The following is a 13,681-nucleotide window of genomic DNA, read 5'->3' on the forward strand; positions in this document are numbered from 1 at the left end:
GTGTGTGTAGCTCAGCTGGATAGAGCACTTGGCTACGGACCAAGGTGTCGGGAGTTCGAATCTTCTCACGCACGCTAGATAAAGCTTTAAGTTATTGATTAATCATTGACTTAAAGCTTTTTTTATTTACTAAAAAGGGAGTTTGACAAAACTAACTCAAAGTATTAAGATAACAGTGTTATGTAGATAACACTGTTATCTTTTTTAAGGAGGTAATAATGTCAACTAAGGAAAAAGAGGAAACAAGAGCCAAAATAATAGCTGCAGCTAAAGAAGAATTCTTTTTATATGGATTTGAAAAATCTTCATTAAGAAGAATTTGCACAAAGGCAGGGTGTACAACCGGTGCAATTTATTTTTTCTTTAAAGATAAGGATGAGCTTTTTTGCGAAATAGCCAATCAAGTGCTCTTACCAGTACAGCATGCTATTGCAGAGCATATAGTTCAGGATAAGAACCAGATTGATGAAGGTTTTTCAACAGATTTCGAGCATGAAAAGATTCTAGCAGATAAGTTAGTGGACATTTTATATTCACACTATGAGGAATCAATGATTCTTCTTACGAAATCTGTAGGTTCGTCATTAGAGAATATTTCTGATAGATTTGTTGCAGAATTAGAAAAAGAATATGGTGAATTAGCAAGATTATATGCACAACAAGAGGGAAAGTCAGTAGATGAGTATATGGTTCATTGGCTTTCACATTTAAATGTAGAAGCATATATTCATTTAGTCACCCATGAAAAAGACGTTAATGAGGCGAAGAAGAGAACACGTAAAATAATGCTCTTTATAGTTAAAGGTTGGATGGATTGCATACTAATGTAGTTGCTTGAAGATAAGGAGGAGACAAGTGAATAAAGTATCATTAAGAAATGTATCAAAGGTTTATAACGTGGGCGAAAAGGAATATAGAGCCTTGGACCATGTTGATTTGGACATTGAGGAAGGTAAATTTGTTGTTATTCTAGGCCCTTCAGGAGCAGGCAAATCAACTTTGCTTAATCTAATTGGAGGTATGGATACACCTTCAGAGGGAGAGGTAATTGTTAATGGTGAGAATATAACAGGATATTCTGAGAATAAACTTAGTGATTTTAGAGCTAAATCTGTTGGTTTTATTTTTCAGTTTTATAATATTCTTCCATCGCTTACAGTAAAAGAAAATGTTGAGTTAATTAACGAAATTGTTAAAGATCATTTGGATGCAGCTGAAGCACTTGAGGATGTGGGGTTAATGGAGCATATGAATAAGTTCCCTAATCAGTTGTCTGGAGGAGAGCAACAGAGAGTTTCTATCGCACGTGCTATAGCGAAGAATCCAGCACTTTTATTATGTGATGAGCCTACAGGAGCACTCGATTCTCAAACAGGTGTTATGATCCTCAAGATTCTAAAGAAGCAGACAACAAAAGAAAGAGGCAATAACACAGTTATTATTGTCACTCATAATGCTCTTATTGCCGATATTGCCGACGTTGTAATTCGTGTAAAAAATGGCAAGATCAAGAGTGTTGAAGAGAATGCAAACCCTGCAAACATAGATGAGGTTCAATGGTAAAATGTTGAGAAAAAAATTATTCAGAGATATAAAAGGAAACTTTGGGCAGTTCTTTACTATTTTTGCCATGGTATTTTTGGCAATTGCAGCATATTCAGGAGTAAATGCCTATTCTGATGGATTGAAGAATTCTTCAGTTGATTTTTATGAAAAATACAATCTAGAAGACCTATGGTTATATGGTGAAAATTTTTCTAATGAAGATTTAAATAAAATTAAGAGTATAGATGATATTTCAGATGTAGAGAGATATCTTTCCATGTCAGGATCAGTAGATGTAACAAGTGGGGATACAACAGATATTGAAAATATCCAGATTGAGCTCAATTTTTTAGATGCTGATGATGACGATAAAAATATATCTTCGATGTATTTACGTGATGGAGAGGAATATAGTCCAGATAAGGATGGAGTGTGGGTCGGTTATTATTTTGCTAAAGCAAGAGATATAAAAGTTGGTGATGAATTAACATTATACCTTGAAGGATATGCTTTCACAGAGGTGGTACGAGGAATAGTGTCATCGCCTGATCATGTATATACTGTAGCTGATTCTTCTGTAATATTCCAAGATGCTGCTGATTATGGGTGGGCATATTTGTCGATGAATGAATTTCCAGAAGAGTATTTATATGATGAGGTTCTAAAAAATGAAGATATTGTAGATTTCCTTGATTCAGCAGATGATATTCAAGACGCTGTAGATGCATATACTGCAATGGGAATTGATTTAGATGATATAAAAAAACAGATGGATATAGATGAGGATGTGAATCTTGAGGTCGCATTAGAGAAGGCAAGAATTATTAATGATGGAAAAGCAGATATATCGGATAAAGAAGCATTTATAACTGCTTTAGATGCTGATTTTAATTTGAGAGATTGCTATGTTTATCCTAATGCAATAGTTGATGTTGCTGGAACTGCGCCAAATCCATATATTGCTTCCGATGATGTAGAAAAATTCGAAGATAAAATAAAATCAATTAGGAATAAGCTGTATGAATTAGATGGTATTTCAATAAGCGCAATTACTGACAGGAATGTATGGAATTCATATGTATCTTTAAAATCAGAGTCAGAAGAAGGCGATACGTACTCAGGAATGTTTTCATTCTTGTTTGTATTTATTGCTGGGCTTTCTGTGGTTACAACAATGAGCCGATTCGTGAAAAAACAGCGAGTCCAAATTGGAACACTAAAGGCATTAGGATTTAGAAATAGGAAGGTTACATTACACTTTATTACATATGGCTTTTGGGTGAGTTTTTTGGGGGCAGTTCTTGGGCTTGTAGCAGGAGGTCCGATATTAGGCCAGCCGTTTTTAAACATGGAATTATCAATGTATGACTTGCCTGAGGCTCATAGATATCTTCTCAGTAAAAACTACGTGGCAGCTGCACTTATCGTTATCGTAATTACGATAATAACATATTTATCAATAAAGAATATTTTGAAGGAATCTGCGGCCCAAACCCTTAGACTTGAAGTTCCACATATAAAGATAAAGGCTAAAGAAGGTGGAAAAGGAATCAGTGATAAACTGCCATTTTCTGTAAAATGGAACTTACGTGATATCCTAAGGAGCAAATCTAGAAGTATTATGGCTATAGTTGGTGTTACAGGTTCAACATTATTAATTGTAATGGCATTTGGAATGCAAGATTCATTGCAGCATTATCTTGAGTGGGAGTTTGACAAAATACAAGCATATAGCTATAAGCTGAATCTATCAGAGAATATATCAGAAGATAGACTCAATGAATTATTAAATACTTATGGAAATGCTACAAGCCAAACAATTGCGATTGAATACAAGGATGCTGACGGCAATATTAATACCTCAGTTTTAACGGTAAATGATTCTGATGGTCATTTAAGAGTTTCGGGACATGATACTACGACTTATGATATCAATAATGGGATACCAGGAAACACTGATGGTAATATAAATGACGCCGGAGCTTTATTTGCAACAGAAAAGCTGATAAAGGAGAATGGTTTTTCTCTAGGCGACAGTGTAAATTGGCGAATCATGGGAGAGGATACATGGTATGAAACAAGGATTACGGCCGTCTACAGAGATCCTCAAAATCAGCAATTTGCAATGACAAGAGGCGCCTTTGAAGCCTTAGGTGAAGATTATGAATGTGATACTATATATACAGATGATAATCTCAGTGATTTAACAGATTCTGATATTGAAGGGGTGTCTACTATCACATCGATAGAGACCATGAAAGAGCAGATGAATATCATGCTTGAAATGATAAACAAGATGATTGTTCTATTCATAACTATTTCAGCCTTGCAAGGGTTTATCATCATCTATAATATGGGAATCTTGGCACTTAGTGAAAAGATGTATCAATTTGCAACGCTTAAGGTGCTGGGATTTAAATTCTCCAAGCTGACAATGATTTACACTCAACAAAATCTTTGGCTTACTATAATCGGAATTATCTTTGGTCTTCCTTTAGGATTTGAGTTTACTGATTACATGTTTAAATATGCCATTGGAGATGATTATGATTTCTTTGCAAATATAGATGTGTCTGCGTATATGATTGCTGCCATAGGTACACTTGTAATCATGTTTGTAACAAGTATTGCTTTATCAGTTAATCTGAAAAAGATAGATATGGTTTCAAGTCTAAAAGCTAATGAGTAGGTGAAAATCAAGCTTAAAGACCAGAAAGCAGAAGATAGCTTTGATATAAGGCACTTATAATGGATTAACAAATTAAATAGCAAATTTTATGAAAATTTAAGATATTACCGCTTGATTTAAAAATATAACATGGTACTATTTAATTGAGCGCAATTCGTGCGCCGGATTTTTTAGGAGGATATTACCATGAGTACATTAGTGACTTACTTTAGTGCTGAGGGAACAACAGCTAAGGTCGCAAAGACATTTGCAGAAGCTATCGGTGCTGATATTTTTGAAATTGTTCCCGTTGAACAATATTCTGAAGCTGATATTAATTGGAAAAATCCTATTGCTCGATGCAATCGTGAGCAGTTAGGAAATAAAGACGTTCCTGTTAGAGGGACAGTCGAAAATTTTGATCAATACGATACTGTTTATATTGGATTTCCTATATGGTATGGTCAGGCTCCACGAGTAATACATACTTTCTGCAAAGCATATGATTGGACAGGAAAAAAGGTTTATGCATTTGCAACATCAGGCGGAAGCAAGATTGGTAAAACTGCAGAGAAGTTATCTCCATCATTAGCTGGAGCAAGTATAGTAGAAGCAAAGCTTGTGTTTAGCGCTGATGACGTAAAGAACTGGTAATAATTGAGGAGACGTTGAAATGAATATAGCAGTACGTTTTTATTCAAAAACTAAAGCGGGAAATACAAAGAAATTGGCTATAGCCATTGCTGATGAAGTTGGAACAGAGGCTATTAGTGTTGTAGATGAACCATCTTTAATAAATGATGTAGATATTTTGTTCCTAGGCGGCGCGCCATATGCAAATATTATGGCACCAGAACTTCGTGAATATGCCGAGAACATAGATCCAAATAAAGTTGGAAGAGTAGTATTATTTTCTACTTCAAACTGGTCAAGGAGAACTGTTAACGCATTGAAGAAAATCCTTAGAGGAAAAGGCATAAAGGTAGACGATGACTATTTCTATGTACATATGCTTAGCGTTAATCAAAAGCTTGATGAGGCAAAAGAATTTGCTAGAAATGCGATTAAACAATAATTAAAATAGCTAGGAAGATATACCATGATTTTATCTACAATTCATCATATAGCGATTATCGTGTCTGATTACGATAAGTCAAAAGATTTCTATGTAAATAAGCTAGGTTTTGAGGTGATTCGGGAAAACTATAGACCTGAGAAAGAAGATTGGAAGCTAGACTTAAAAATAGATTCAAATACCGAGTTAGAAATATTTGCTCCGAAGAATCCACCAAAGAGACCATCTTATCCAGAAGCTTGTGGATTGAGGCATCTTGCTTTTAAGGTAGAAGAAATTGAAGCTGCAGTACAGCAGTTAAAAGAACTTGAGATTGAGTGCGAGCCTATAAGGACAGATGAATTTACAAATAAGAAAATGACATTTTTCTTTGATCCAGATGGACTTCCACTTGAATTACATGAGTAGAATTTTAGTACTCCCCATTTTGAAAGCATAATAGATAAAATGGGGAGCATTTTTTTGTGTAGTATTTGAAGAAAAGCATGCGTAAAAATATTTGACATACCATAATGTATTGGTGTATTTTATAAGCATAGAAAATATGGAACGGGTTCCATAGATAATATAATGACGCAGGACCGGGCTGCGTTTTTTATTGAGGGGATATGGAACGGGTTCCACACATGTTTTTACTTTAGGAGGAGAGAAAATGAAAAGAAAAATGCTTTGTTCAGGTCTTGCCATTATGATGGCAACATCGCTTATGGCGTGTGGGTCTTCACAATCTACAGGTGGAGATGCTAGCACAGGCACAGAAGGTGCAACACAAGGTGATATGGATGATGCCGTAATCACTATTTGGTCACCAAGTGATAAAGAATCTATTGAAAATTGGTGGGCAGAAAAGATTGATGAATGGAACACCGCTCATCCAGATATGAAGGCAGCTCGTGAGGCAATTGATCGTTCAGATTCATATGCCTATGACAATAAAATCGCAACAGCAGTAACATCAAATAGTCTTCCTTCAATATTCTTTGTAGATGGACCTCAGGTTTCATACTATGCAGCTAATGGGCTTATTGTTCCAATCACTGATTATTTTAGTGATAGCATTGATGATTTTGATCCTGCAACACAGGCTCAATGTACATACGATGGTGAATTATATGCAATATCAGCAACACAGTCAGGTGTAGCATTTTACTACAACAAGGATTTGTTAAAGGAATGTGGTGTAGATACTGATGATTTGGATTCAAGAACTATTGATAATCCAATAACATGGTCAGAAATGGCAGAAATTGCTGAGAAATGTACAACTGATAGTTATGTAGGAACACATATTATTATGGATCACGGCGAAGGTATTCCTTATGCTCTTGAGCCAATGTATATCTCAGAAGGTAAGGACTATATTTCAGATGATGGAACTACAGCAGATGGCTATGTAAATAGTGACGAATCTGTAAAGACAACAGCATTCCTTGCAGATTTAATTGCAAAGGGTTACGCAAATGTAGATCCTATTACAGATGAGTTCTTAAATGGTGCATGTGCTACTGAGTTAGGTGGTTCATGGGATGTAGCTACACTTGAGGCTAATGCAACTTTCGATTGGGGCGTAACATATTATCCAGTTGCTGATGATACTCATAAGGCTGTTTCTCCATGTGGAGACTGGTCTGCAGCTGTTTCAAAGGATTGCGAGAATATAGAGGCTACAGGTGAGTTCCTTAAATGGTTAATGAACACAGAAAATGTTGCTTCATATGCAGATGCAATTGCAAAGCCTGCAACTAGAGCATCAGCTTATGATGAGGAATGCATGGCTTCTTATGCAGAGGGACCAAGAGCTTTATTCGTAGAACAGCTTCAAAATTCAGCTGCTCCACGTCCAAGAACTCCATCATATGCGACTTTCTCAACAGATTATGCAGAGGCAATGTCTAATATTTTCTCAGAGGCTGCTTCAACAAAAACGGTTGATGAATCATATATTAAAGAACAACTGGATTCTGTAGCAGACAGTTTTGCTGAGGATTATAACACTTACTATGCAAATTAATTAGTAAGGCTTGATGATACTATGTAAAAAGTCGCATCAATTATGGTGCGACTTTTATATAGCATAGTCAGTGGCTTAGCAGTAAAGGAATTCTAAAAATAGGAGCAATACCGATGGCAAAAACAGAGCAAATGTCTGGAAGAAAACGGGATGAACGAATTGCTGGATATGTTTTTTCATTGCCTGCAGTAGCATTACTGATAGCGTTTTTGGTTGTACCGATTATATATACAGTGTACTATTCAGTGTTCCAGTATCAAGTTATGAGACCAAATGATATAACATTCATTGGTTTTGAAAACTATCACAAATTGATTACTGATTCTGACTTCTGGATTTCATTAAAAAATACTTTTTATTTCACTATTATAGTTGTGCCAGTTCAATGTGCATTAGCATTGATATTGGCAATGCTAGTATCTAAAAAATTTAAAGGTGTAGCAATATTTAGAACTATGTATTTCAGTCCACAGTTAACATCTATGGTTGTAATTGCTGTTCTTTGGACTGTTTTATACAACTCTAATCCTAATACTGGATTAATTAATGCGCTATTAGTAAATCTTGGTCTTGAACCAATTAACTTTTTGACCAATGAGAGAACAGCGATGAATTCAATCATCTTTATGTCTGCATGGCAAGGAGCAGGCTACCAGATGATGATCTTTCTTGCAGGATTGCAGGGGATTCCAAGAGATCAATATGAAGCTGCCTCAGTTGATGGTGCAACACCTTGGCAACAGTTTTGGTTTGTCACAATACCAAATCTTAAAGGAACAATTAAGTATGTCATTATGATTACTATGATTCAGGCGATGAAGCTATTCACACAGCCATATGTAATGACACAGGGCGGTCCAAGGAATTCTACAAAAACTATGGTGTATTACATCTATACTCAAGGATTCCAAAAAGGAAATTTTGGATACGCATGTGCTGTTGCAGCTGTATTCTTTGTGATTGTTGTGGCAATGTCATTAATTTTGCAAAAAATAACATCAGAAGAATGAAAGGGGTAGCTTATGAAATCTTTAAAAGCACAGAAGGCGCTTCAGAAAATTCTATTCTATGCTGGTAATACAATAATTGGAATTATCTTTGTTTCTCCTTTGATTTGGATGATTTCAGCATCGTTAAAACCAGAAGCAAAAATATTTGCTAACATGAATTCAATACAGACTTTTGTTCCTGAAGATGCAAGCTTTGATAACTTTATTGAGGTTTTCAGACGAGTTGATTTGATGAACGTGTTTGAGAACACTATCACATATATTTTGCTTATTTTAGTATTTGATTTATTAATCAATTCAATATGCGGATATGCATTGGCAAAATTTCGTTTCAAAGGAAGAAAGCTAATTCTTAGCTTTGTAGTTGCATTAATGGTAATGCCAATGGAGGCAATTTTGCTTCCAATGTACATTGAAATGTCGCAGCTAGGTTGGGTAAATTCACTGCCAGCATTGGTAGTCCCATCAATTGCAAAATGCTTTTCAATATATATGTTTTACAATTTTTTCAAGGACATTCCTGACGATTTATTGGAAGCAGCTTCAATTGACGGTAGTTCACCAATCAGAACTTTCTTTAGCATTGTAATGCCTATATCAAAAACGGTATATGCTACAGTATTTATTTTGGATTTTGTGGCTCATTGGAATGATTTCATGTGGCCATTCTTGATAATGACAGGTAAGGAAAATCGCACTATACAGCTTGCAGTTCAGTCATTTTTTGGAACACAGCCTGTACATTATAGTGCCATTATGGCATCACTGGTATTATCTGCAATTCCTATGATAGTTATGTTCATATTCATGCAGAAATACTACGTTGAAGGTATAGCTTCTTCGGGCATAAAAGGATAAAAAAATAAATATAATAAAAGCAATAAATTAACTTGAAAATTTGCCTAAAAACAGATATCTTAAACTAAAATATCCACATGAAAGGGTAAGAAATTATGGCGACAATTAGAGATGTTGCACAAAAAGCTGGAGTAGGTGTAGCAACTGTATCTCGTGTACTTAGTGAAAATGGGTATGTAAAAGAGGAAACAAAGCAAAAGGTTATGGAGGCTATCCGTGAACTTAATTACACCCCAAATGAGATTGCTAGAAATTTATATTATAAAAGAACAGGTATAGTTGCAGTTATCATCCCTCAGATTTCTCATCCTTTTTTTGCAGAATTCGTAGATAAACTGGTAGTAGAGCTGTTCGCACATGATTATAAAGCTATGATTTGCAATACATGGTCAGAGGAAAGCTATGAGCTACAGTACTTTGATATGTTAAAACGCAATATGGTTGATGGTATAATCTGCGGTACTCACTCTGTTACTAATGAAGAATATTTTAATATCAATCGTCCTATTGTTGCTTTAGATCATACATTTGGTCGCGGTATACCATGCGTGTCAGTAGATCATAAGGAAGGTGGACGCCTTGCGGCGATGGAATTAATACAGGCTGGCTGTAAAAATGTACTACAGTTTCGTGGCTCCTCAAACGTGGATTCACCAGCATTATTAAGACACGACGTATTCGAAAAAATAATCCGTGAACACGGACTTGGTTATCAGGAAATTATTACAGATATGAATGATTTATCTGAAGCAACAGCAGACAAAAATGCATACGAGTTCTTCGAAAAATATCCTGACGTAGATGGCATATTTGGAACGGATTTTATGGTCATGTCTGCTATGAAAAGAGCCAATGAGCTTGGAATTGATATTCCAGGAAAGCTGAAAGTAGTAGGTTATGATGGAACAAAGATTAGCCGACTTGCTAGCCCAGGGTTGACTACAATATGCCAGCCTATCGGCGATTTGGCTAAGCAGTCAGTGAATATTATGATGGATTTAATAAACGGTAAAACGGTTGATAGTAGTGATGTACATCTGTCTGTTAGTTTACATCGAGATCAATCAACGGCTATTAACTAATCTGATTTAGGCGAATTTATAAAAACGATAATGGAGTTTTTATGAATAGTAAATCATTAATTAAGGCACGAGAGTATGAACTACAGGAGGAGGCTAAAGTCAAAGTAAATGACAGAGCGGCCTTTCACCTTACTTCTAGAGTTGGATGGATGAATGATCCAAATGGATTTTCCTACTATAAAGGAAAATATCATTTGTTCTATCAGTATTATCCATATGATACTAGCTGGGGGCCAATGCATTGGGGACATGCTTGCACAGAAGACTTTATTAAATGGGAATATTTGCCAGCCGCATTGGCACCAGACCAAGAGTATGATGAATTTGGTTGTTGGTCAGGAAGTGCTGTGGAGTTAGCAGATGGAAATCATGCATTGATTTATACAGGTGTAGTGGAGGATCCTCAAACAAAAGTATTTACCCAGACCCAGTGTCTAGCTGTAGGAGATGGTACCGACTATATTAAGTTTAGCAATAACCCTGTTATAGATGGTTCATTACTTCCGGAGGGTGGTAGCAGAGCGGATTTTAGAGATCCTAGAATCTGGTACGACAAGGACGATCAATTATATTATTTGGTCGTGGGAAATAGAACAGAGGATGGCAGCGGCGCCATTTTATTATTTCAAAGTCCTGATGTGAAGCAATGGGAATATGTAACAACCTTGGATCGTAGTGATAATAAATATGGAAAAATGTGGGAATGCCCAGATTTCTTTTCGTTAGATGATACACAGGTTTTGTTAGTTTCACCTCAGGAAATGCGAGTTCAGAAATTAGAATTTCATAATGGAAATAATTCTATTTGTCTTTTAGGCAGTTACAATAAAAAGAAACACAAATTTGAACGTGAGAGCGTTCAAAGCGTTGATCAGGGGCTTGATTTTTATGCTCCTCAAACGGTGGAGACACCTGATGGCAGAAGAATACTTATAGGCTGGATGCAATCTTGGGAATCAAGTAGAAATCAACCCCATGACAATAAGTTCTTTGGAACTATGTCAATACCAAGAGAGCTATCTATTAAAGATGGAAGGCTTTTGCAGAAGCCTGTTAAGGAATTAGAAAAGTATCGTGATAATCGAGTATCTTATCAAGGTGTGACATTCAAGGAGCCTATGCAATTGGACGGTATTAATGGGCGAATCCTTGACATGGATATTTGCTTACAAATGCCAGAGGCAACAACCAATGATGTGGTTACAATTGCCTTTGCAAAAGACCATGAAAATGAGACTATAATACAGTATTTTCCACACAGTGGATTATTACGATTTGATAGAAATAACTGTGGCTTTGACTGCGACATTCTTAATGTAAGAGATGTTGAAACAACCCCTTATAAATTGAAGTTACGGATTCTATTAGATCGATATAGTGCAGAAATTTTCCTAAATGAAGGTGAACGTGTGCTTACAAGTACCTTTTATACACCTATTCAAGCAACAGATATTACATTCCAGTCTACCTCGGAAGCACATATGGATATCACCAAATGGGATTTGATTCTGTAGCTAAATATAGCCATTTTCACTCTCCATAATACTCATATATAAATTAGAGGTCGAAGTTCATTATTTAGTGAATTTCGACCTCTGTGTTGTTATGCCTAATTGTCCTTTTCATGCGGAAGGCGGGGTGGAGTGGAAAAGAAAAAGGTCCAGTGGACCTTTTTCCCACGGAACCGACCGACGAAGCCCTTCAGGGCGAGGAGACCTTGAATCCCGGATTCAAGGATCTCATCGGCCTGTTAATTAAGAACAAGGATGCATTATATATTTTTCTATATAAAAAAAGAACTAGGAATGCATCCTAGTTCTTAATTAAAATGCGGAAGGCGGGACTTGAACCCGCACGCTCGCAATGAGCACAAGATCCTTAGTCTTGCTCGTCTGCCAGTTCCGACACTTCCGCGTAGCGTAAAAATCTCACGCAACGATATAAATAGTATCATTCAAATCCACTTTAGTCAACACCTATTTAAATAATGGAAATATTCAAAAAATTCAGTTAGTAGAACTATTCCACATTGTTGCAGGTGTCTATTAACGGTGGTAAAATGGCGTGAGGTAATACACTAAATTTTATTAATATTTGCGTGATAAATATTATTAAATATAGTATAAAACTACAATTAAAACAGTATATTAGAGGAGGATAAGTAAAATGCAGTTTGAAACATTACAAAAAGATATGGTTGCAGCCATGAAGGCTAGAGATAAGGCAAGAAAAGATGCGATTTCTTCACTTGTTTCTGATGTAAAGAAGGCCGCTATTGATGCTGGAACTCGAGACAATATTGCAGATGATTTAGTAGATCAGGTTATTCTCAAGTCTTTAAAGACTGCTAAAGAGCAGCTTGATACATGCCCAGCAGAGAGAACTGATTTAAAAGAGGAGTATCAGTTTAGATATGATGTAATTAAGGAGTATGCGCCTGCAATGATGAGTGATGACGAGATTCGTTCATTCCTTCAGGCGAACTTTGCAGAGGTTATTGCATCTAAGAACAAGGGCGCAATTATGAAAGAAGTAATGCCAGCACTTAAGGGTAAGGCTGACGGCAAAGCTATCAATATGATAGTTGCAGAACTTTGCAATAATTAGACTTGACTATTTTCAAAAAGAGGTTTATAACAAAGTCGAACACGAGAAAATACGAAACGCCAATTGAATATCGACATTCCGCAAATTTCCCTGCTCAAATATTTGTATTTTAGGAGGAAGAGACAAATGGATACTTACAGAGTACAAAGACGTGACATGGAAAAGAAAGCAAAGAGGTTGAGAAGAGAGGGCTACGTTACAGGTAACCTGTTCGGTAAGGATATCGAACAATCAATCCCACTCCAGTTCGAGGTTAAAGAGGCTGAAGCTCTTAGAAAGAGTGGACACACTCAGATGACGCTTGATTTGGAAGGAAAGAAGTACAATGTGTTACTTAAGGAGCTACATTATGATGCAGCGAAGCATCAAATTGTAGAGATGGATTTCCAGGAGCTTGTTAAGGGCGAGGTTATCCATGCAACAGCAGAGGTTGTTCTTGAGAACAAAGAGGCTGTTACAGAAGGTGTTTTAGAGCAATTAGTTTCTGAGGTTTCTTACAAAGCTAAGGCTGAGGATGTGGTTGAGAAAATCGAAATCGACTGCAGTTCATTAAGACTTGGTGATTCAGTTACAGTTGCAGACCTTGATATTTCAAAGAACAAAAAGGTAGAGGTAACCACACGTGCTAATCAGGTAGTTGTTGAGGTTATTGCTGCAAAGAATCAAGTTGCTGATGAAGAGGAAGAAGAGGATTCGACTCAGTCAGCTTCATAGAGGTGTATTTATTAGAGTCTCCGATATGGAGACTCTTTTTTTGGTTTGCGCGCCATGGGCGCGCTCTAACGGGTGAAAGTCCCGAACACGCCCAGATAGTGGGAAGTGTAT

At 36.4% G+C, this 13,681-nt stretch carries 13 protein-coding genes and 2 tRNA genes; 14 read left to right on the plus strand and 1 reads right to left on the minus strand.

Going from position 1 to position 13,681, the window contains the following annotated elements:
• The 12 genes from E7276_RS14520 (at position 1) to E7276_RS14575 (ending at position 11,763) form a co-directional block, all read left to right on the plus strand.
• A tRNA-Arg gene (locus tag E7276_RS14520) sits at positions 1-74 on the plus strand.
• Positions 75-218: 144 nt separating this feature from the next.
• Complete coding sequence (locus E7276_RS14525) at positions 219-830, plus strand: TetR/AcrR family transcriptional regulator (RefSeq protein WP_294219144.1); 612 nt, start codon at positions 219-221, stop codon at positions 828-830.
• A 25-nt stretch (positions 831-855) separates the two neighbouring features.
• A complete protein-coding gene (locus E7276_RS14530) occupies positions 856-1,563 on the plus strand; it encodes an ABC transporter ATP-binding protein (RefSeq protein ID WP_294219146.1) in 708 nt (235 codons plus the stop codon).
• A gap of 1 nt (position 1,564) precedes the next feature.
• Complete coding sequence (locus tag E7276_RS14535) at positions 1,565-4,234, plus strand: ABC transporter permease (RefSeq protein WP_294219148.1); 2,670 nt, start codon at positions 1,565-1,567, stop codon at positions 4,232-4,234.
• 186 nt (positions 4,235-4,420) lie between these two features.
• A complete protein-coding gene (locus tag E7276_RS14540; protein WP_294219150.1) occupies positions 4,421-4,867 on the plus strand; it encodes a flavodoxin in 447 nt (148 codons plus the stop codon).
• 19 nt (positions 4,868-4,886) lie between these two features.
• Positions 4,887-5,288, plus strand: coding sequence for a flavodoxin family protein (locus E7276_RS14545; RefSeq protein WP_294219152.1), 402 nt, complete (start codon positions 4,887-4,889; stop codon positions 5,286-5,288).
• A 24-nt stretch (positions 5,289-5,312) separates the two neighbouring features.
• Positions 5,313-5,696, plus strand: coding sequence for an SMU1112c/YaeR family gloxylase I-like metalloprotein (gene gloA2 / locus E7276_RS14550; protein WP_294219155.1), 384 nt, complete (start codon positions 5,313-5,315; stop codon positions 5,694-5,696).
• 244 nt (positions 5,697-5,940) lie between these two features.
• A complete protein-coding gene (locus E7276_RS14555) occupies positions 5,941-7,299 on the plus strand; it encodes a sugar ABC transporter substrate-binding protein (RefSeq protein ID WP_294219157.1) in 1,359 nt (452 codons plus the stop codon).
• Positions 7,300-7,412: 113 nt separating this feature from the next.
• Entirely contained in the window at positions 7,413-8,309 is an 897-nt protein-coding gene (locus E7276_RS14560) for a carbohydrate ABC transporter permease (RefSeq protein WP_294219160.1), read from the plus strand.
• A gap of 12 nt (positions 8,310-8,321) precedes the next feature.
• Positions 8,322-9,167, plus strand: a complete 846-nt coding sequence (locus E7276_RS14565; RefSeq protein ID WP_097075454.1) for a carbohydrate ABC transporter permease — start codon at positions 8,322-8,324, stop codon at positions 9,165-9,167.
• A gap of 95 nt (positions 9,168-9,262) precedes the next feature.
• Positions 9,263-10,249: a LacI family DNA-binding transcriptional regulator gene (locus tag E7276_RS14570; protein ID WP_294219167.1), complete on the plus strand. Its 987-nt coding sequence runs from the start codon at positions 9,263-9,265 to the stop codon at positions 10,247-10,249.
• A gap of 41 nt (positions 10,250-10,290) precedes the next feature.
• Positions 10,291-11,763 (plus strand): glycoside hydrolase family 32 protein, encoded by a 1,473-nt coding sequence (locus E7276_RS14575; protein WP_294219170.1) that lies wholly within the window; start codon positions 10,291-10,293, stop codon positions 11,761-11,763.
• A 315-nt stretch (positions 11,764-12,078) separates the two neighbouring features.
• Here E7276_RS14575 and E7276_RS14580 read toward each other — a convergent pair.
• Positions 12,079-12,163, minus strand: a tRNA-Leu gene (locus tag E7276_RS14580).
• 252 nt (positions 12,164-12,415) lie between these two features.
• Between E7276_RS14580 and E7276_RS14585 the strand changes: the two genes are divergently transcribed.
• Complete coding sequence (locus tag E7276_RS14585; protein WP_294219173.1) at positions 12,416-12,856, plus strand: GatB/YqeY domain-containing protein; 441 nt, start codon at positions 12,416-12,418, stop codon at positions 12,854-12,856.
• Positions 12,857-12,982: 126 nt separating this feature from the next.
• A complete protein-coding gene (locus tag E7276_RS14590; protein ID WP_294219176.1) occupies positions 12,983-13,570 on the plus strand; it encodes a 50S ribosomal protein L25 in 588 nt (195 codons plus the stop codon).
• The last annotated feature ends 111 nt before the right edge of the window (positions 13,571-13,681 follow it).

Source organism: Pseudobutyrivibrio sp. (genome assembly GCF_015057185.1).
Classification (GTDB): domain Bacteria; phylum Bacillota; class Clostridia; order Lachnospirales; family Lachnospiraceae; genus Pseudobutyrivibrio.